Raw genomic sequence first — 20,750 nt, forward strand, 5'->3', positions numbered from 1 at the left:
ATCATCATTCGCCCATATGATAGTAATGAAGGAGTGTGAGAAAATGGCTGTTCATGTTGTAATCGCAGGTGAAAATTTGTGGGCGATATCCACGAGGTATGGGGTTTCAATTCAAACGATTGTAGAGCTAAATGGGTTACCTTCAGCAAGTTCCATCGTCCCGGGTCTTGCACTTTATCTTCCGGATATCTTGCCTCCACTCCGCTACTATCAAATTAAAGCAGGCGATCACATCTGGCAGCTGGCTCAACAATTTAGGGTCAATCCTTCGGTTATTCTCGCTGCAAATCCAGGGATTAATCCCAACCTACTCGTAATTGGCCAAATCATAAATGTTCCCACTCCAATAAGATTATCTCTCGTAACACTAGGGTTTTTAGTGCCATCATCTGAGAGTGCAAACCTTGCCACAATTAATAGTTTAGCTAACCAATTAACCTATTTAGCGATTGTCGCTTATTCGTTCACAGAGGAAGGCTATGCGTTTAATGTGAGCGAGGATGCAGCCCTGGTTGCGAGAAGTAATCAATTGAAGATCATCCCATTATTGATGGTCCGAAATCTTGCCGGAAATGATTTCAGCGCGGAGTTGGCAGGGCGTGTCCTGGAAAATCCAACCTATCGGAGAAATTTGGTAGCGAGCTTGGTCAACTTAACCAGGCAAAGAGGGTTCGGTGGCGTCAGTATCGATTTTGAATTTATTCCACCGGCAAGACGAAATGATTTCAATTTATTTTTAACAGAATTAAAGCGCAGCTTAGACGGGCTTATTTTACAAGTAAATGTTCACGCCAAAACAGCTGATATTCCAACGAATCGAATCATTGGTGCTTATGATTATGCGTCGATTGGCAATGTGGCTGATATCGTGGCGGTGATGACCATGGATTATGGCTACCCGGGGGGTCCACCCGATCCGATTGCCCCGATTCCGTGGCTGGAGCAAGTGACTCAATACTCGGTGACACAAATTAATTCTCGTAAACTGCAAATCGCCGTGGCGTTATATGGGTATGACAAGGTTGTTGGTACGAATGCAACCCAAGCCTTTTCGGTACTTGCTGCTCAAAATAAAGCGATATCACTGCCTGAGAACATCGAGTTTGATATCACGGCTAGGGCACCTTGGTTTCGCTACTGGCAGGGTAGTGAGGAGCATGTGGTATGGTTTGAAGATATTAGGAGTTTTATAGAAAAGTATAGGTTAATTGATAGGTATCAATTAGCTGGGACGACTTTTTGGCAAATTAGCTTGCTGGCACCCCAAAATTGGGCTTATCTTAGTAAAAATATCCATGTGGTGAAGAGAATCGTATAAAATTACACGGTGGTTGCAGGGGGTTTTTGCTTTTGTGCCATTTTAGGGAGGTTTTGTGCAATTTCAAGATAGTTTTGTGTAATTTTTAATAGCTTTTGTGCAATTTTTTAGATGTTTTGTACGATTTTCATAGGGTTTTGTACATTTAGACAAAAATTGTAAAATTTGTGGTTGTCAAATAAAAAAACCATCGATGATATTATTTGTTATTTTCGGACAAACTCTTAGAAAAAAGGAAAGGCTGGAACCAAAGCTTGATTAACAGACTTAAATATTACACCCTCATCTTCATTACGGTGCTCGCAGCATTCGTTCCTTCTATAAAAGCATCCGCCATGGAAAATATGGCTCAGCAGATAAATCACCTAATAAATAACGAACCTGAGTTAAAAGGAGCAATTGCCGGCATAAGCATTCGTACCGCTGAGGATGGAAAAATCATCTATGCCCACCAAGGCGACGTCCGCTTAAGACCTGCTTCCAATATGAAACTATTAACAGCTGCAGCCGCCCTTACTATCCTCGGAGAAGACCACACCTTCACGACGGAGATCCATACGGATGGCTTAGTGAAAAAGAAAACACTCCATGGGAATCTGTATTTAAAGGGGAAGGGTGACCCAACCCTATTGAAATCTGATTTTGATAAAATGGCTGAGGACATTCAAAAGCGAGGCATCAAAAAGATAAAAGGGAATCTTGTTGGAGACGATTCCTGGTATGATAATGTCCGCTATTCGCTCGACCTGCCTTGGAGCGACGAAACAACCCATTACGGCGCACAGATTTCCGCACTCACCGCCTCACCGACCAGAGACTTTGATGCCGGATCGGTCAAGGTACTCGTGCAGCCCGGAATAAAAAAAGGTGACAAGCCGATCGTGAAAATAACTCCGAAGACAAATTATCTAAAAATAAACAACCACGCGGTAACCGTTCCGGAGGATGGTAAAAAGGATATCACCATCGAACGGGAACATTCGAGGAACATCATAACAATCGAAGGAACCATCCCAACAAAGGCAAAAACAGAAAAGGAATGGATTGGTGTCTGGGAACCCACTCGATATGCCGTGTCCCTTTTGCACCAATCCTTAACAGAACACGGGATACAGGTGACAGGAAAACTAAAAACAGGATTGGTGCCTGACACCGCAAGAATTTTAACGACACATCAATCGATGCCGTTATCTGAGCTGCTGGTTCCGTTTATGAAACTGAGCAATAACGTCCATGCTGAAATATTAATTAAGGAAATGGGCCGGGTCGTAAAAGGGGAAGGAAGCTGGGAAAAGGGACTAAGCGTTTTAAAAAATGAGATTACAAAATACGGGGTTAACCCCAACACATTGGTGCTAAGAGATGGTTCGGGCGTTTCCCATGTCGACCTGATACCAGCCAACCAGCTGACGCAGCTGTTATTTGCCGTCCGAAAGGAAAAGTGGTTTCCTAGTTATCTTCACTCATTACCTGTCGCCGGTGAAAGTGAAAAGATGGTCGGCGGAACTTTAAGAAATCGGATGAAGGATTCTTTGGTTCGAGGAAAAGTTTACGCAAAAACAGGGACCATTACAACGGTGAGTTCAATATCAGGCTACGTGAAAACAAAAAGTGGACAAACCTTAATTTTTTCAATCCTTCTAAATAACTTAATGGAAGATTCAAAAGGAAAAAAGGTGGAGGATAAGCTGATTACTATTTTAGCCAATCAATAGGAACAACCCACAAAGAGGAAATTGTACTGCTCAAACACAAATGGGGAAATTAATTTCTTGAAAATTTCAAGTACTGATTTTACTATTATTATAATGAATAAATAATAAAAAAGAGCTTTACCATGGGATTCAAATCGATTACACGGTTGAGTAATCATAAAGTTCTCCTACCTTGGAGAACTTTTATTTTTGGGAAAAAAACAAGCATACCGCTCAGGCATGCTCGTTGTATTCGGCTAATTTTGCTTAAAATTCAAACTCGCTTAATTGGTCCATATGAGAGGCAATCATCGCAATTATGGTGGTTGCTTCTTCTTTACTAAAAATGAAATGGGACTCATCCTTGATTAATTCATCGTCCGTCGTCCAAATCCGATTAACGCGCTTGAGAACACCGTCTCCAGTAGCTTGCACCAATCCAAATTGATAGGTTACTTCGACTTCGTCTTCATGTTTGAAGGCCGTTACTTCAGGGGTGGACCAATCAACATCAATTTCCTCAAAGATGTCGTCACTGTTGACTTGTTCGGCTTCGTAATACTCATCATCCTCATCATCTTCCACATAAACAGTTTCGACCTCATCATCATCATCAAAGACCTCGCTGGTCTGAAGATAGACCCCATCATCTGTATAGTGATCATCGCCGTTCATGTAATCATGAAGACTGGCGTGAACTTCCTCGATAAGGTCTTCTATGTCTGAAAGGATGACCTTCGCCGTATGTCCGCTGTCAACATCGAATGTATCGATGTAAAATTCTTCGTTTTGCGGATCAAAGAAAAGTGAGCAAAAATAATCACGCTCCAGTTCTTCGGTATCAACATCTGCGGTATCGACATAAAACTCAATCCTTGGATGTTTGGCAGCTCTTTCAACTGTCATTTGGCCAACCTGATCGTATTCTTCACAAATAGATTCCAGGTGTTCTTGCAGTTCTCCACAAACTCTGTCAAACCATTCTAACGACATCAAACATCCCATCCTTTCAAAGTTAATCGAGGTTATTATTACCAACTTTGAAAAAAATATGTTTTTTCAATTATATTGAAGGAATAACAAATATGAAACTAGAACAGAGTGTATAGGTAGATAATTATTATTTTTCTTTTAGAAAGTTGGAGGTTCCCATGCAAGCCTTAATAAGCGAACTTAACCAAATCTGCAGTAAATTTCGTTATAAAGAAAAAGTCGTGATCGTTGATTCTCATTCAATTGAGGAACAAATCAATGAGGCATTTGTTAAGGAAGGACATCAAGCAATTAATCTTAAGTATAAAACAGTTATCGACCTTGCCCAAACTCTTGTTGACTTGAATTCAGAGCAACCGCAAAATAGCTTAGATCATACAGTTGGTGTTCATTTTACCTACAATCTCCTTAAAGAGTTGAAGAACCAAGATAAGCTCCAATACTTTGCAGGAATGGAAATTACGCCAGCCTTTAGTCATGCCATTTTTACAACCATCCAAACATTACATTTAGCTGGCTATACAAAGGACACGTTGAAAAAGAATGCATTTATCAATCCAGACAAAGCGGAGGATTTTTATGAGATCCTTGTTGAATATGAAAATAAGTTAATTTCTGAGCAATTTACCGACAAGGCCGGATTGTTAAATAAGGCACTTGAAACGGCTCAAATAAATGAAAAGGTAGTATTTATTTTACAATCAGGTCTAACCCTATCGCTTTTAGAAGACCAATTCCTGAGAAAGATTATCCCTGAGACAGTCTATAAACTGCCGCTTGCACCCGTTTTGGGGGTCAATACTCCTGAGCGGTCAAGCCTTAGTTCCATTCATGGGGGCCCCCCGACTCCGCTTAGCTATCTCTATCAACAGGAAGAAACTAGGGGTGAGCCAAACTTAGTAGTCTTTACTGCTAAAACAGAAGAAATGGAAGTGAAACAAATCCTAGAGAAGATTAAGGTCGCAAAATCTCCTCTAGATAAGAATGTTGTTTATTATACAGATGCTGATGCATACATAACTCAATTTTATCACTTGTCACAAAAGATGGACCTCCCGATGACCTTTGGCGAAGGACTTCCGGTTTCTTTCAGCCGCCCTGGACGGTTAGTTTCAGGGCTTGTAGGGTGGATTCAGTCGAATTATAGTGTCCCAGCTTTTCTGGACATGTTCAATGAGGGCTTGCTTGAACTGGGTAAAAAAGTTCCTTTCATTGAGAGTGGATTTGTTGGACTTGATGAAGTGGTGGTTTCAAAATCAAAAATTTCCAGAGTGCTCAGGGATCTTCAAATTGGCTGGTCTCAAGAACGGTATTTAAAACTTCTTTCTAGGGAATTTGGTCGATTAAGTTTGAAGTGCGTCGATCATGAAGATGACCCTTATTATGAAAATCCTGCAAAAGAGATGTTATGGATTTGGTTGAGTTTTGAAGCAATTTTTAAGAAGCTTCCACCATTAGAGCCAACTATGAACTATAAAAAATGTTTAACCGGAATCGCCTATGTACTCAAAAATAATTGTAAAACAAATTCAGCTTTTGATGAGATCGCAAAATCCACCTTATTGGAAGAAATCCAAAAACTGCTCCCTTATGCGGATGAAAAGTTACCTAGTTATGATGTCTTTGAAAAGATAAAGGACCTACTGCTTTCTGGCCGTATAAATCAATCGCGGCCAAAACCAGGTCACCTCCATGTTTCAACTTTTAAGAGTGGAATATACAATAGTCGACCAAATGTATTTTTCGTTGGACTTGATAACAAGAAGTTTCCTGGTAACGTAAGTGAAGATCCGCTCTTGCTCGATGCAGAGAGGATTCAGTTAGGGAACGGCCTGCGATTACTTCGTGAAAAGGGTCAAGAGAACTTGTATACGCTGCTACAAGTTTTGGCAAATTCAAATGGTCATGTCACGGTCAGTTACTGCCATTTCGATATGAACGAAAACCGTGTCGTTAACCCGGCATTTGTTGTCTTGCAATGCTACCGCTTAATCACAGGCAATATAGATGCCGAATTTAAATCGTTAAAGTCACTGCCGTCATCAATCATCGCTACTGATATTTTTGAAGATAAAGACTACTGGAATGAAAAATTAACAAATGATAGTTCACATCAGCTAAATGAAGGGATTCTAACCCATTTTAATAATGTTAAACAGGGAATCGCTGCCGAAACCGCACGAAATACCGGGAATTTCTCTGAATATGATGGACTGGTTCAAATTGATGACGCGCAATATGACCCACGTCACAATCAGGATAAAACGCTCAGTGCGGGCAAGCTCGAAACACTTGCAAAATGTCCGTATTCTTATTTTTTAAGAGAAGTGCTTAAAGTTAGGTCCGTAGAGGACTTTTCCTTTGATGCAAACAAATGGATGGATGCGGCTACCCGTGGAAGCTTGCTGCATAGTATTTTTGAAAACTTTTATAAAAAATTACAGCAAGATCATGCCAAGCCTTCTTACGAGAAACATTTGGAGCTGATTATATCAATTGCTCAAAACTTAATGGAACAGCAAAAGGAAGTTCTCCCGCCTCCAAATGAAAGAGTCTATCAACGTGAGAGGAGTGACATCTTAGCTTGCTGTGAGATATTTCTAAAAGAGGAAGTGCTTCATAGCGAAAATTACGAACCGCTTTATTTCGAATATTCCTTTGGGATTGGTGAAAAGGAACCAGCGATTATTACTCTTCCATCAGGAGAAGTAAAAATTTCAGGGATTATTGACCGTGTGGACCAATCCAAGGACGGTAAATATCACATTATCGATTATAAAACGGGGAGCACGTACAGTTATGCGAAAAATGCAGCCTTCAAAGGCGGTCGACAGCTTCAGCACATGATTTATGCTTTGGCCATCGAACAGCATTTAAACCTTGGTGAGGGTGCAGTCGAGGAGAGCTCCTATTATTTTCCGACCCCAAAGGGATTGGCACAAAGGTTTACGAGGAAGCAGGACCGTACACTCAGAACAAATGGTATAGATATTTTGGAAAAACTGATTGATACGGTCAAGCATGGTCATTTTGAAATGACTGATGATGTGAATGATTGCAAATTCTGTGATTATAAGCTTGTTTGCCGCCGCCATTTTTATAATAAAGAAAGCCTTGAAATGAAGCAGTCGAATCAAAAGTTAAAGGGGGTTAGAGCATATGACTAAGGAAATTCTCGATCAAGCGGCCCGGGATAAAATTAAATCACAACTTAAGAGGAATTTTTTAGTTGAAGCAGGTGCTGGTTCTGGTAAAACGACGAGCTTAGTCGATCGTATGGTCAACCTCATTTATACAGGGACAGCAGAAATTCAGGAAATTGTTGCGATCACTTTTACACGAAAGGCCGCTGATGAGTTAAAGGTCCGTTTTCAAGCAAAATTAGAGGAAGCGTGGAAAAAAGAAATGGACCTTGATATCGAGTTTCGTTTAGGTGAGGCATTGCAAAATATTGAGCGCTGCTTTTTAGGAACGGTCCATGCCTATTGTGCCAAACTGCTCCGAGAGCGTCCGATTGAAGCAAATTTAGATTTAACCTTTAAAGAGCTTGAAGAGTCGGATGATTTAGATATTTTAGAAGAAGCGTGGCAACTTCATTTACAAAATTTAATCAATGAAGAACCGCATCACTTTGAACTCATTGGAGAATTAGGGATATCCGTTGACAACCTGTTTCCCTGGTTAAAGAGGCTAAAGGAATATTCCGATGTGGAATGGGTGACGGCAAGTGTCCCGAAACCAGTATTGCAGCCAGAATACCAATCATTTATGCTCCTAATAAAAGAAGCAAAACGATGCGTTCCTGAGGAGGAAGCACCGAAGGGGTATGATAGTTTACAAAAAGCGATTTTAACGGCTGTCCAAAAGGAAAAATTCATCAATCCTTCGAAGGAAAAGGACATCATTAGTATTTTTGAATTATTTGATAAGAACTTAAAGCCAACCTATAATCGCTGGACAGCCAAGGAAGATGCAAAATTTTATGAAGAGAAAATTACAGCAGTGTTTGAAGTATCCATCAAACCGCTTATACAAGCTTGGAAAGAATATTGTCATCCCATTATTATCGATTTTTTACAAGATGCTGTCCGAACCTACGAGCAAATGAAGAAAGAGAGATCACTACTAAATTTTCAAGATTTAATGATCCATACATCAAAATTGCTTAAAAGAAATCCAGAAGTTCGCGCCTATTTCCAAGCGAAATATCGCTATTTACTCGTCGATGAGTTTCAGGATACCGACCCGATTCAGGCGGAGATCATGTTTTATTTAACGAGTGATGACATTAATGAAAAAATCTGGACAAAATGCAAACCGAAAGCAGGCTCACTCTTCGTTGTTGGTGATCCCAAACAAGCTATTTACCGTTTTCGACGCGCCGATATTGATACATACAATCGTGTCAAACAGTTAATCGAGGAGCATGGAGGAGAAGTGCTGCAGATGACGACAAATTTTCGGACATTTGACACTGTTACTAAGAAATTAAATAAAGTGTTTGAAAAGCATTTACCTGAAGTGGAATCCGATTACCAAGCTGCCTACCACCCGTTAATAGCCTTTCATGAGGACAAAGGCGAGGGTTTTACAGGTGTGAAGCGTTTATCCGTTCCTGCCGATTATAAAAAGAAGGAAGAAGTCATATTAATCGATGCTGAGAACATCGCACTGACCATTCAAAATCTCATCGAGCAAGGCCATAATGCCAAGGATTTCATGGTACTGACCAGGTATACCGATGGCGTTGCTTCCTATGCGAAAACGATTGAGGACATGGGGATTCCTGTTAGTATCAGTGGTGAAGTTATCCTTGGTGAAACAAGAGAGTTCCAAGATTTATGGATCCTGTTAAAATCATTCTTGGACCCAACCGATGAAGTTGGCTTCGTTGCTGTGTTACGGGGGATTTTCTTCGGTATCAGTGATCAAGAACTATATAAATGGAAACAAGCTGGTGGAAGATTTTCCATTTACGCCCAAATACCGGCTGAAATTCCGATAGTACTAAAAGATAAATTTGAAATAACATGGGATAAATTACAGCGATGTCAAAAGCTAATTCGGACGCTGTCGCCAACAGCTGCAATTGAAAAAATCATCGAAGAGGTCGGTTTCTATCCATTACTTTTGAAAAATGGCCGGAATAAACGAACGTATAAGAGTCTGCTCCAAATGCTAGAAGCTCTCCGTAAACAGGAGACGACTGGTAATACAACATATAAACAAGTAATCGAAGTACTGACCGAGCTGATTTTTGAAAAAACAGTGGTTGCAAACCTTGAAGAAGACGCAGATGCGGTTCGGATTATGAATATTCATAAAGCAAAAGGACTAGAGGCACCAATTGTCTTTTTGGCACATCCAGTCAAGTCAGTCAGTCCTCAATCCTTTTTATCACAGCATATTAAACGTGAGGACTATACCTCTAAAGGGTACTTTACGTTTACAGTGAAGAATGGCTTTGCGGAAAAAGAAATTGCGATTCCACTTGAATGGGAGACACATAAGACAGAAGAGTTAATGTACCTTACCGAAGAAGAGCAGCGGATTATTTATGTCGCGGCAACTCGTGCCGAAAAAGCACTAATCATCAGTTCTCACACTGGTAATAAGAAAAACCCTTGGAATATCCTTTTTGAAATGGAAAACATCGAGGAAATGGAAGTACCTGAAATAGAAGTGTTTGAAATTAACTTAGAGCCAAAGGAGCTTACCTTATCCGAATTTAAGGCGAAAACCGTGAGTAAAAACGCCTGGCTTGACCAAAGTAAAATGAAAACTTTTGAACATTGGTCGCCAACAAAAGACAAAGATTATTCAGAGTTAATCACGATTGAACGAGAATCGGGTGGTGGAAAAGATTGGGGAACGCTGATTCATGATGTCTTTGAAAAAGCTGTTCAGGGCCATGAACTTTCTAATTATATAAAGGTTGCCTTAAACAAATTTAAGCTTCCTATCGAAAGAGAGGAAGAAGTAAAGTCTTATCTGCAAAACTTGCGAAAATCACTCCTTTGGGATGAGTTAGTGACAGCGGAAGAAGTGCTGACAGAAGTTCCCTTTACGATAAAAGTTGAAAAGGGCCATACTCTTTATTCGTTAATCACTAAAAATCCTGAAGATATCCATCCCTTCTACGTCAAAGGAACGATTGATCTTATCTACAAAAAGAATGGCTCATGGAACATCGTTGATTATAAAACAGACCGAGCAAAACAGGTCGAAGACTACGAAAAGCTCCAAGCATTCTATAGCAGCCAATTATCTTTTTATAAACAGGCTTGGGAGGAATTAACCAAAGAATCCGTGAACAAAGAATTACTTTACTTCCTTGAACCAAACCAATTAAGGGCTCTAGAGAAATAAAAAGAAAATTCCACAGGGTCCAAGCTTGTGGAATTTTCTTTAAAAAGGTAAAATCAACCAATTTATCATGAGCAACTATGAATAGATTTCTCTGACCTTGTGTTACTATAAAATTTAACCGAAGAAAACGAGGTGTCTATATGAAAATTGAAGTTTGGTCAGATTATGTATGTCCGTTTTGTTATATTGGGAAACGCCGATTAGAAGTGGCGTTAGATCAATTTCCACATAGGGATCAGGTAGAAGTTGAATTCAAAAGCTTTGAACTTGACCCAAATTCTCCAAAAAATATTGGTCAGAACATCCATGAAGTATTAGCAAAAAAATATGGAATGAGTGTTGAAAAAGCGAAGGAAGCAAATCAAGGGGTGGGGCAGCAGGCAGCCACTGTTGGGTTGAAATTTAATTTTGATGAGATGAAGCCAACAAATACGTTTGATGCTCATCGCTTGGTTAAATTTGCAAAAACACAAGGGAAGGAAGCCGCCGTCTCAGAAATGCTTCTGCATGCCTACTTTACAGAGTCGAAGCATATTGGAGATATTGAAACATTGACAGACCTAGCTGAAGCGGCAGGATTAAATCGCCAGGAAGTATTGCAAGTCCTTAATGATAAGGAAGCCTATGCAACTGATGTTCGTCAAGATGAATCCCTTGCACAGCAGTATGGTGTTCGCGGTGTTCCATACTTTGTCATTAATCAAAAATATGCCATTTCTGGTGCACAACCGACGGAAACATTCATGGGGGCACTACAAAAAGTTTGGGAGGAAGAGTCTCCAACACCAGTGCTGAAGGATCTTTCCACCGAAGACGATGTTAGCTGTGCAGATGGCAGCTGTGCCATCCCTGAAAAAAAGTAGATGTTGACCATAACAAAAGATGGGGAAGGAAACTAAGTTTCCATCCCCTCTTGTTTTTAAACCTATTAGCGTCTGCGGACTCGTAAATTCCACATATTTCCGTCTTTCCAACATCTATTTATTCGAGTATTGCTACGTGAGTTGTACCGCCACCCTGACCATTTACAGCATCTTGAAGTTCTTCTCCTTGAAGTATTTCTTCTGGATGTATTTCTCCTTGAAGTATTTCTTCTTGAAGTATTTCTTCTGGATGTATTGCGGTTTCCGGATGTATTACGTCTAGAGGTGTTCCGGCGTGATGTCATCCGACGCCCGGATGTTCCTCGTCTGGATGTTCTTCTGCGTGTGGTACCACGATTTTGACCTGGGTCACGGAACATAAAGTCTCCGAAACCACCGCGTCTTACTTCATCTGCAGCTCTTTGAATATCTTCAGCTGAAAAATCACTCATATTATTTTTGCACCTCCTTTAAGCTTGAAAAGGGAGTACGAAACTATTTGTCCAATAAACTCACTCTTCTCTTATCAAAATACGTATCGTCAGAAACAATGGAATGAGCCAAAAGCCTAAAATAAGAAAAAATGCTAATCAAACGTGACCAGCATCCATTTTCCTTCATACCAATAAAGGAAGGAGGAATTAAAAAATGGACGAGGCTGCAAAAATACCGGAATACAAGCTTTTTATTAGGCCGAATGACCTTCGGGAACTCAGAAGAGACATTTGGATTGATGAACCGATTCCTGCTCAGTTAACGATTGAAGGGAAAAGACTCGAGATTGATGTGGCCTATCGAGGATCACATATCCGCGATTTTCCGAAAAAATCATATCAGGTTTCCTTCTATAAACCCAAAAAATTCAGAGGTTCAAATCATATTCATTTAAACGCAGAATATAAGGATCCTTCATTGATCCGAAATAAGCTGTCGTTTGATTTCTTTGCGGAGCTTGGGGTCTTATCACCACTATCGCGCCATCTCTTTTTAATCCAAAATGGAAAAGCAGAAGGGGTCTATTTGGAAATCGAATCAGTAGATGAGAATTTTTTGAAAAGAAGAAACCTTTCAAACGGAAGCATTTTTTATGCGGTCGATGGTGATGCAAACTTTTCGCTGATGAGCGATTTAGATAAGGAGACCAAAAAATCACTGGAGTTAGGGTATGAAAGAAAGGTAGGGAGACCTGAAGATGACTATTTCTTAAAGGAATTAATATTTAATATCAATACGATTGCGAATAATGAATTCGAGAAGGAAATTCAAAAATTTGTAGATATTGATAAATATCTCCGCTGGATGACTGGAATTATTTTTACTTCAAATTATGATGGTTTCGTTCATAACTATGCGCTTTACAGGAATGGTGAAACGCGCCTTTTTGAAATCATTCCTTGGGATTATGATGCGACATGGGGCAGGGATGTTAATGGAAAGATTATGGAGCCCGATTATGTACCGATTGATGGGTTTAATACATTAACCGCCCGTATATTAAATGTAGATACCTTTCGAAAACAATATCGAATGCTACTTGAAGAAACGATGAAACAGCAATTTACAGTAGAAAATATGATTCCGAAGGTGGAAAAAATGACACAATCGATTCGTCCATTTGTCAAACAGGATCCATATAAAAAACACGATATAAATATATTTGACCAGGAATTATCGGTAATAACGAAGTATATTGAGGAAAGAAGAAAGTACTTATATAGGAAGTTAGCAATACTAGATTAAAAAAACCACCCGAATTCGGATGGTCTAAAGGCTTAGATAATAGTTCATGAATTAAATTTCTATGACTGATCTCAGTTAGTAATAAATGAATAAAGTCAGTGCAAAGTTCTAGACGGATGGCTTCGTGGTAGGCATCAATGAAAACTAATCGCTATGGGAAGATAAGGAGTGTGGGAAGGAATGCTACGGAAGGTAATTATGGTTACAGATAATGAAGAAAGTGTGAAAAATGCGGTAAGAGAAATCTTAAAAGCCAAAAATAAAGGTCATGAATATGCGCTTGATTTAACAAGAATTAAAGATAGGGAACGAAAAACAGCGATTATGAAAAGGTTGACGAGGTTTTAATCAACTAATTTAGTAGAAACATAAAATTGTAAACCGGTACCTGTTGAAGAGTTTTTAAAAAAATTAATCAAGCAAATTTGAACATATGCGAAATGCATATGTTTTTTTGCTTTTTTTGAAAGCGATAGAATCAGGTGTCCAAGTCGAAACAAACGAATATCACTTAAAATCAGCCCATTTTTTCATTTTATTCAGATTGTCCATATCCACTTTGACTAAATTCCATATAATTACAAGAAAACTATTTTTATCTGGAATTGAGGTGCTTAAGTGAGTAAAAATGTGCTTGTGATTGCCGCTCACCCTGATGATGAAATTCTTGGGAGCGGCGGAACGATAAAGAAGTTAATTAATCTTGGCTATAAGGTAATTTCAGTTATTGCTGCAAAAGGACGGAAGGAAGAGGAAGATCGCATTCGGCCATTAATGCTGGAGGCAAACAGACACTTAGGAGTGGAAGAGGTGTTATTTTTGGAATTCCCCAATTTATTATTGGAAACCATACCTCTTCATGAAATCAACAAATCTATCGAAGGACTTTTGGATAAGTATGCGCCTACAAAGATTTTCACGCATCATTATGGTGACACCAACAGAGACCATCAAATTTTGTTTCAGGCAGTGTTAACAGCAGCTCGGCCGTTGCCTGGAAAAGAGCCGGTTGAAATTATTTGTTTCGAAACTGTTTCTTCCAGTGAGTGGAGCCAGCACACGAATGATAAAGAATTTAAACCTAATTATTTTGTGGATATTACAGATACCATCGACGATAAGCTCAAATCTCTTCACCATTATGATGTAGAAATGAGACCATTCCCACATCCTCGTTCCTATGATGGAGTAAAATATTTAGCTAGGGTAAGGGGAATGACCGTGGGGGTAGAATATGCTGAAGCATTTGAAATCATAAGGAGGGTGTGGAAGTGAAAGATGAACTACAAAATGACCAACCATTTCTGCCGACCCTTTTTCCTTACTTAATCTTTGCTATGGACCAATATTATGGGGTAAATGAGACTTATGAAGTTGAAAATGTATTAGAATGGGAGCAATTCGAATGGGAGCAATTCGAATCAGCAGAAATTCAAAACAAAAAAATGAAGATATTAATCACAACGTTTTGGGAATATCCATTTATCGGTGGTCTACAGAACTATATCACTGCACTTAAAACCGGCTTGGAAAATTTAGGACATAGTGTCCATGTTATTGCACCAAACCATTTTCCGGCCGATGAAATGAAGGCATTACGCGATAGTTGTTCAGAGAAATTCTCACAATTTTTTATCAATCGGTATGGCAGCTGTAATCCAAAAATACTACACAATATCAGCAAACTATACAGTTATTATTTGATGCTAGAAGATATTGATCTGTCGCAATACGATATTATTCACGCACAAGATCGCTATACTGCTAATGTAATAGGATTACTTAACCAATCCCATCAAAAACCTCTTCTATTCACACCGCATGGATTTATGACCCAAAACAGATTAAAGTTTAACTTGATGGAAAAAGGTTCGGTTGAGGAAATCTATTTTTCAGCCATTGATAAACAAGCAATTAAAAATGCCAACCAATTAATCATCCTTTGTGATGTCTTTCGCCCGTTCCTAATAAATATAGGCGCTGAAGAAGATAAAATGACCACTGTATATACTGGGATTGATTTAGAGGAATGGAATATTCAGAAGAAAGTTAAGAATAGCCAAAGCAAAACTGTAATTACCTGTATCTCACGTCTTCGGCCCCGCAAAGGACATAAGTATTTATTTAAAGCTCTTGCCCTGATTAAAGACAAGTTGAAAAATGTAGAAGTACGGATTGTAGGCGATGGTGAGATGAGAAAGAAGCTCGAAAAGAAGGTTAGTGAGTTGAAATTAAAAAACGTATCCTTTTTAGGAAGCAGAGAAGACGTACCTAAATTATTAAGCGAATCAGACATTTTTGTTCTTCCAACTACAAGTGATACGCTGCCCATCTCAATAATCGAGGCAATGTTTACCAATCAAGCAATTCTAACGACCAATTGTGGCGGCATTCCGGAAATCATTAAGGATAACTATTCAGGATTTATAGTTGAACCAGCTAACCCACAACAACTTGCCGAAAAGTTATTGCTCCTTTTGCAAAAAAAATCTCTAAGGAAAGAATTAGCGGGCAATGCTCAGGCATTTGCGCAACAACATTTAACCGTTAGTACCATGGTTCAAAAGATTGAAGGCATCTATAGATCATTATTATGAAAGGAGGAAAAAAGTATGCAACATGATGTTCCTGCCGTTGTCCTTGATCTAAGTGCAACTGGAATAGGTATTGTGAGGAGTTTAGCGAAAAAAGGGATAAAGGTATATGCGTTTGATACTAAAGGAAAATATGAAATTGGTAAAACGCGGTTTGCCACCTGTGGAATTTGCCCAAATCCAGTTAGTGAAGGAGCTGCATTAATTCTATTTCTTACCAGAATGGCCCAAAAGTTTGGACAAAAGGCTGTCCTGTATGCGGGGTCTGATGACTTTGTACAGTTTATTTCAAAAAACAGATTTGTTCTTTCACACTATTATCGCTTTCTATTACCTAAACACACACTAGTTGAAGCCGTATTAGATAAAAGATTAACGTATGAATTGGCCCTTAAATCAAATGTGCCATGCCCCAAAACCTTCGCAATAAATAACGAAGAGCAGTTTGAGCAAATCATCCATCAAATTACCTTTCCTTGTATTTTAAAACCAGTTCATTCTTCTCATTTCCGCTCAAATATTGATCATCGTCTTTATAAGAAAGCCATTGTAGTAGAACAGGCTTCCCAATTGAGAGAAGAGTACCTTTTTTATCGGCCATTCGGTGAACTAATGATCCAGGAGGTCATCCCTGGTGAGGAGAATTGTATTTATTCCGTCAAGACATTTTTTGACGATCAGATGAATTTAATTGGCTTGTGGATGAACCAAAAATTACATCAATTTCCCCCTCATTTTGGATCTACTGCACTTGCCCTAAGTATTAGGGACGAAGAAGTCATTCAACTCGCTACTACCTTTCTAAAAGATATTCAGTTCAAAGGCTTGGCGATTGCTGAGTTTAAACGGGATCCAAGAGATGGGAAACTGAAATTTATCGAAATCAATTCAAGAATAGGTTTAACTCAAGCGTTATCAATGGCTTGTGGGGTAAATTTGGCCTACTTGTATTATTTATCCCTTACCGGGCAAAATCCAGCACCAGTGACAGTGCAGAAAGAAGGGGTCAAATGGGTTTACTTTGTCCGTGATTTTCTTTCCTTTCGCCAAAAACAAAAAAGTGGGGAAATGAAGTTCTTGGAATGGGTGAAAAGTTTATCTGGAAAAAAGGTGGAGGCTCTTTTTGCTTGGAGTGACCCTCTTCCGTTTGTTCGAAGTTTTGTTTCCCATTTACGAAACTTATGGGGGAGAAAATAAGTGATGGCAGAGGAAGGAGGGAACTTAGGTTTTGAATAGTATAGAAGAAATTATTAGCTGTTGGAAGCAATTTGATTGGGAAGAAAAGCTAAAAAATGTCCTTGGTAAAAAAGTAAAGTTAGTGGAAGAAAGAATAGAATGCCTCAAAAATACACGGGAAAAGACAAGTATTTGGAAGTTGGTTCTAACTGATGGTCGGGAGTTCATTCCCATAGTCCTTAAAATATACAAGCAACCACTGAAAGAAAATCATAGATTAGAAATCAGTATGTATCAAAAAGCCTATAACATTTATCATGAGTTTATGCCGCGATTATATTGGCTTGAACCGAATGTAAATGGTAATGAAACATGGATGTTCACCGAATGTTTGAAGCCGTTACGAGGACAATTAAAATTAGCTCCAAAACATTTGGAACGAATTATCCCAACTGTGGCAAAATTTCATGCCATAACCTTTGATCATCGATTTTTGCAGCATGCGGATCTTTTTGACGCCTCTCTTCCTCATTTTGATTCTGAAGAGAAGGTAAAGGAGAGAACTAAGAGTATCAAAAAAGCAAAAGAGAATCTGGATCTGGCAATGAAAGATCCTAACTTAAGAGAATTGGTGGCACCAAGGTATAAAATGATCAAAAAAATATTAAAAAAAGGGCCTGTGTACTTTCCTGAAATTACGGAATCTGGACAATGTCTCATCCACGGTGACCTCCATGTCCACAATATTTGCTGTGAAAATGCCAATGATGAGGAGGAGAATTGGAAAGTCTCTTTGATTGATTGGGAGTCTGCGAAACAGTATCCATGCTGGTATGATTTGGTCGTCCTAGTCGAATTATTAATTGATTTTCGCTCAGATTGGCAACAGAGGGAAGAAGAGATTCGAAGTCAATGTGTGCAGCTGTATTGCGAAGAAATGCAGAAATATGGAATAACCTTCAGTGATGATCCATTGAAACTTCTAAAAAAGGCATATTTACAGAGAACTCTAGAAAAAAAGCTTTCTAGTCATTTGCAAAAGGTGTTGAATGGAGGAAAGAGCACACTTTTAAAAAGATATCTAGAGAAAATAGAAGTATGGGGAAAAGAACTCGGATTATATTAGAGCAGTTCCCAAGATTTAAATACAACAAAGGGATTTGAAATCGAAATAGAAGGAGATTAGAAATGAAAGATTTTGAAAAAATAGTAGCCAAGAATAAAGGCACTGTAACCATTCAAGATCTGAGCGGTTACACAATGATAGGGAAGGGGGCTGATGGATCCGTCTTTCAATTGACACCTGAGAAGTGCGTCAAAGTTTTTGTTAATGAAGACACACAAAAAAAGGAATTAAATGCCCTGCAAATTGGACAATCCTCTCCTATTATTCCTAAATTATATGAATATGGTTCTAACTATATTGTGATGGAGTTTGTAAAAGGATACAATCTTAAGCATTTATTAAAAAAAGAGAAAAAACTCTCAGAGGCAATCGTGGGGAAAATTTTATCGATGCTGGATGAAATGAAAGCTGTGGGTTTTACAAGACTTGATATTGAAGTTCGCCACATTTTTTTCAATGAACTAGGGGAAATAAAAGTAATCGACCTCAAGAGGGCATTTTATACTGACAGGGCTGTTCCTACCAAATTGTTATCTGGATTAAAAAAACTTGGTTATTCAGAAGAGTTTTTGCAACATGTGAACAAGCTTAACCCATCCAAATATAAGGAATGGAAAAACCTAGGGATTGAATAAAGTGGCACTTGAAAAGGTTTGGAGAGGTCCCAAGAAGGCGGTGGTTAAATGATCCATTGCCTTTTTATTTTGATTATCTATTGATGGATCAACTAAGGAACTAAAATCAATTCCTTCTATTATTTCAGCTAGAATAATATTTAATTATTTTTGGTAAAATGGAAAACATTACACATTGAACCCTATTGTCTACCATGATAAGATAGTAGTCGTTGACAGCAAAAACGAGTGGTTAATAAATACTACTTGCGGTGCTGTTAATTGAAGTTGAATTGGAAAAAACTTTACATTGAACTTATAGTAACTTACATGTTATTATAGGAAAGCTCTCTTCGGACGAGTTAAACATTGAGTGTTAAAAATTAGTGTTGACTTAAATAGAGAAATAATAGTATAATAGTTTTTGTCGCTTCATTGGAAAGTGAATTTGTTCTTTGAAAACTAAACAAACAAAATCGTGCAAACAAATAAAAACTTTTAGTTTCAATTAAGAAACTAAGCCAACGTAACAAAATGAGCTAATCAACTTTCTTGGAGAGTTTGATCCTGGCTCAGGACGAACGCTGGCGGCGTGCCTAATACATGCAAGTCGAGCGGATCAATTGGAGCTTGCTCCTGTTGGTTAGCGGCGGACGGGTGAGTAACACGTGGGCAACCTGCCTGTAAGACTGGGATAACACCGGGAAACCGGTGCTAATACCGGATAATCCTTTTCCTCTCATGAGGAAAAGCTGAAAGTCGGTTTCGGCTGACACTTACAGATGGGCCCGCGGCGCATTAGCTAGTTGGTGAGGTAACGGCTCACCAAGGCGACGATGCGTAGCCGACCTGAGAGGGTGATCGGCCACACTGGGACTGAGACACGGCCCAGACTCCTACGGGAGGCAGCAGTAGGGAATCTTCCACAATGGACGAAAGTCTGATGGAGCAACGCCGCGTGAGCGATGAAGGCCTTCGGGTCGTAAAGCTCTGTTGTTAGGGAAGAACAAGTACCGGAGTAACTGCCGGTACCTTGACGGTACCTAACCAGAAAGCCACGGCTAACTACGTGCCAGCAGCCGCGGTAATACGTAGGTGGCAAGCGTTGTCCGGAATTATTGGGCGTAAAGCGCGCGCAGGCGGTCCTTTAAGTCTGATGTGAAAGCCCACGGCTCAACCGTGGAGGGTCATTGGAAACTGGGGGACTTGAGTGCAGAAGAGGAAAGCGGAATTCCACGTGTAGCGGTGAAATGCGTAGAGATGTGGAGGAACACCAGTGGCGAAGGCGGCTTTCTGGTCTGTAACTGACGCTGAGGCGCGAAAGCGTGGGGAGCAAACAGGATTAGATACCCTGGTAGTCCACGCCGTAAACGATGAGTGCTAAGTGTTAGGGGGTTTCCGCCCCTTAGTGCTGCAGCTAACGCATTAAGCACTCCGCCTGGGGAGTACGGCCGCAAGGCTGAAACTCAAAGGAATTGACGGGGGCCCGCACAAGCGGTGGAGCATGTGGTTTAATTCGAAGCAACGCGAAGAACCTTACCAGGTCTTGACATCCTCTGACACTCCTAGAGATAGGATTTTCCCCTTCGGGGGACAGAGTGACAGGTGGTGCATGGTTGTCGTCAGCTCGTGTCGTGAGATGTTGGGTTAAGTCCCGCAACGAGCGCAACCCTTGATCTTAGTTGCCAGCATTCAGTTGGGCACTCTAAGGTGACTGCCGGTGACAAACCGGAGGAAGGTGGGGATGACGTCAAATCATCATGCCCCTTATGACCTGGGCTACACACGTGCTACAATGGATGGTACAAAGGGCTGCAAGACCGCGAGGTTTAGCCAATCCCATAAAACCATTCTCAGTTCGGATTGCAGGCTGCAACTCGCCTGCATGAAGCCGGAATCGCTAGTAATCGCGGATCAGCATGCCGCGGTGAATACGTTCCCGGGCCTTGTACACACCGCCCGTCACACCACGAGAGTTTGTAACACCCGAAGTCGGTGGGGTAACCGCAAGGAGCCAGCCGCCTAAGGTGGGACAGATGATTGGGGTGAAGTCGTAACAAGGTAGCCGTATCGGAAGGTGCGGCTGGATCACCTCCTTTCTAAGGATAAAGCTGGACCTGTGAGCCAGACAAACAGTTTGTGACACGATCTTTGTTTGTTTAGTTTTGAGAGTACAATTCTCTCAAAGCTTTTTTTAATCGTTCTTTGAAAACTAGATAATCGTAATGAAGAAGTCAATGTAAGAACCGAGTCAATGCCAATT

The 20,750-nt window shown here is 39.9% G+C and carries 14 protein-coding genes, 1 rRNA gene and 1 pseudogene; 13 read left to right on the plus strand and 3 right to left on the minus strand.

Annotation, left to right across the window (positions count from 1 at the left end; translation table 11 throughout):
• The first annotated feature begins 43 nt into the window (after positions 1-43).
• Both QF028_RS07300 and dacB read left to right on the plus strand, forming a co-directional pair.
• Positions 44-1,318 carry a LysM peptidoglycan-binding domain-containing protein gene (locus QF028_RS07300; RefSeq protein ID WP_429464650.1) on the plus strand — a complete coding sequence of 425 codons (1,275 nt, stop codon included), beginning with the start codon at positions 44-46 and terminating at the stop codon, positions 1,316-1,318.
• A 254-nt stretch (positions 1,319-1,572) separates the two neighbouring features.
• Positions 1,573-3,033: a D-alanyl-D-alanine carboxypeptidase/D-alanyl-D-alanine endopeptidase gene (gene dacB, locus QF028_RS07305; protein WP_429464651.1), complete on the plus strand. Its 1,461-nt coding sequence runs from the start codon at positions 1,573-1,575 to the stop codon at positions 3,031-3,033.
• A 246-nt stretch (positions 3,034-3,279) separates the two neighbouring features.
• On the opposite strand, the gene QF028_RS07310 is transcribed toward dacB, so the two are convergent.
• Positions 3,280-4,005, minus strand: coding sequence for a hypothetical protein (locus QF028_RS07310; RefSeq protein ID WP_429464652.1), 726 nt, complete (start codon positions 4,003-4,005; stop codon positions 3,280-3,282).
• 158 nt (positions 4,006-4,163) lie between these two features.
• Between QF028_RS07310 and QF028_RS07315 the strand changes: the two genes are divergently transcribed.
• The 3 genes from QF028_RS07315 to QF028_RS07325 all read left to right on the plus strand — a co-directional run bounded on the left by QF028_RS07315 (position 4,164) and on the right by QF028_RS07325 (position 11,237).
• Positions 4,164-7,172, plus strand: coding sequence for a PD-(D/E)XK nuclease family protein (locus QF028_RS07315; RefSeq protein ID WP_429464653.1), 3,009 nt, complete (start codon positions 4,164-4,166; stop codon positions 7,170-7,172).
• Positions 7,165-10,374, plus strand: a complete 3,210-nt coding sequence (locus tag QF028_RS07320) for a UvrD-helicase domain-containing protein (RefSeq protein ID WP_429464654.1) — start codon at positions 7,165-7,167, stop codon at positions 10,372-10,374. The genes QF028_RS07315 and QF028_RS07320 overlap by 8 nt, the downstream gene beginning before the upstream one ends.
• A gap of 140 nt (positions 10,375-10,514) precedes the next feature.
• Complete coding sequence (locus QF028_RS07325) at positions 10,515-11,237, plus strand: DsbA family oxidoreductase (RefSeq protein WP_429464655.1); 723 nt, start codon at positions 10,515-10,517, stop codon at positions 11,235-11,237.
• A 65-nt stretch (positions 11,238-11,302) separates the two neighbouring features.
• Here the strand turns inward: QF028_RS07325 and QF028_RS07330 are convergent, their stop codons facing one another.
• A complete protein-coding gene (locus QF028_RS07330) occupies positions 11,303-11,689 on the minus strand; it encodes a CotG/ExsB N-terminal domain-containing protein (protein ID WP_429464656.1) in 387 nt (128 codons plus the stop codon).
• 196 nt (positions 11,690-11,885) lie between these two features.
• Between QF028_RS07330 and QF028_RS07335 the strand changes: the two genes are divergently transcribed.
• Entirely contained in the window at positions 11,886-12,977 is a 1,092-nt protein-coding gene (locus QF028_RS07335) for a CotH kinase family protein (RefSeq protein ID WP_429464657.1), read from the plus strand.
• A 55-nt stretch (positions 12,978-13,032) separates the two neighbouring features.
• Here the strand turns inward: QF028_RS07335 and sda are convergent.
• Positions 13,033-13,116: pseudogene (gene sda, locus QF028_RS07340) on the minus strand (sporulation histidine kinase inhibitor Sda); the annotation flags it as partial.
• A 41-nt stretch (positions 13,117-13,157) separates the two neighbouring features.
• Between sda and QF028_RS07345 the strand changes: the two are divergent.
• The 7 genes from QF028_RS07345 to QF028_RS07375 all read left to right on the plus strand — a co-directional run bounded on the left by QF028_RS07345 (position 13,158) and on the right by QF028_RS07375 (position 20,586).
• Positions 13,158-13,325: a hypothetical protein gene (locus QF028_RS07345; protein ID WP_168244660.1), complete on the plus strand. Its 168-nt coding sequence runs from the start codon at positions 13,158-13,160 to the stop codon at positions 13,323-13,325.
• Between the two features lie 270 nt (positions 13,326-13,595).
• Positions 13,596-14,252, plus strand: coding sequence for a PIG-L deacetylase family protein (locus tag QF028_RS07350; RefSeq protein WP_429464658.1), 657 nt, complete (start codon positions 13,596-13,598; stop codon positions 14,250-14,252).
• Complete coding sequence (locus QF028_RS07355; RefSeq protein WP_429464659.1) at positions 14,249-15,574, plus strand: glycosyltransferase family 4 protein; 1,326 nt, start codon at positions 14,249-14,251, stop codon at positions 15,572-15,574. Before QF028_RS07350 ends, QF028_RS07355 begins: the two co-directional genes overlap by 4 nt.
• 15 nt (positions 15,575-15,589) lie before the next feature.
• Positions 15,590-16,768 carry a carbamoyl-phosphate synthase gene (locus tag QF028_RS07360; protein ID WP_429464660.1) on the plus strand — a complete coding sequence of 393 codons (1,179 nt, stop codon included), beginning with the start codon at positions 15,590-15,592 and terminating at the stop codon, positions 16,766-16,768.
• A gap of 31 nt (positions 16,769-16,799) precedes the next feature.
• Positions 16,800-17,873: a phosphotransferase gene (locus QF028_RS07365; protein ID WP_429464661.1), complete on the plus strand. Its 1,074-nt coding sequence runs from the start codon at positions 16,800-16,802 to the stop codon at positions 17,871-17,873.
• A gap of 62 nt (positions 17,874-17,935) precedes the next feature.
• Entirely contained in the window at positions 17,936-18,508 is a 573-nt protein-coding gene (locus QF028_RS07370; RefSeq protein ID WP_429464662.1) for an RIO1 family regulatory kinase/ATPase, read from the plus strand.
• 528 nt (positions 18,509-19,036) lie between these two features.
• Positions 19,037-20,586, plus strand: a 16S ribosomal RNA gene (locus QF028_RS07375).
• Positions 20,587-20,750 lie beyond the last annotated feature (164 nt).

This window comes from Neobacillus sp. B4I6 (assembly GCF_050434045.1).
Lineage (GTDB): Bacteria > Bacillota > Bacilli > Bacillales > Cytobacillaceae > Neobacillus.

What these genes read in the sequence shown, in the direction of transcription:
- QF028_RS07325 (WP_429464655.1), top strand. Translation starts at nt 10,515, where the DNA reads ATGAAAATTGAAGTTTGGTCAGATTATGTATGTCCGTTTTGTTATATT.
- QF028_RS07370 (WP_429464662.1), top strand. Translation starts at nt 17,936, where the DNA reads ATGAAAGATTTTGAAAAAATAGTAGCCAAGAATAAAGGCACTGTAACC.
- QF028_RS07345 (WP_168244660.1), top strand. Translation starts at nt 13,158, where the DNA reads ATGCTACGGAAGGTAATTATGGTTACAGATAATGAAGAAAGTGTGAAA.
- QF028_RS07330 (WP_429464656.1), bottom strand. Translation starts at nt 11,689, where the DNA reads ATGAGTGATTTTTCAGCTGAAGATATTCAAAGAGCTGCAGATGAAGTA.
- QF028_RS07335 (WP_429464657.1), top strand. Translation starts at nt 11,886, where the DNA reads ATGGACGAGGCTGCAAAAATACCGGAATACAAGCTTTTTATTAGGCCG.
- QF028_RS07315 (WP_429464653.1), top strand. Translation starts at nt 4,164, where the DNA reads ATGCAAGCCTTAATAAGCGAACTTAACCAAATCTGCAGTAAATTTCGT.
- QF028_RS07320 (WP_429464654.1), top strand. Translation starts at nt 7,165, where the DNA reads ATGACTAAGGAAATTCTCGATCAAGCGGCCCGGGATAAAATTAAATCA.
- QF028_RS07360 (WP_429464660.1), top strand. Translation starts at nt 15,590, where the DNA reads ATGCAACATGATGTTCCTGCCGTTGTCCTTGATCTAAGTGCAACTGGA.
- QF028_RS07300 (WP_429464650.1), top strand. Translation starts at nt 44, where the DNA reads ATGGCTGTTCATGTTGTAATCGCAGGTGAAAATTTGTGGGCGATATCC.
- QF028_RS07310 (WP_429464652.1), bottom strand. Translation starts at nt 4,005, where the DNA reads ATGTCGTTAGAATGGTTTGACAGAGTTTGTGGAGAACTGCAAGAACAC.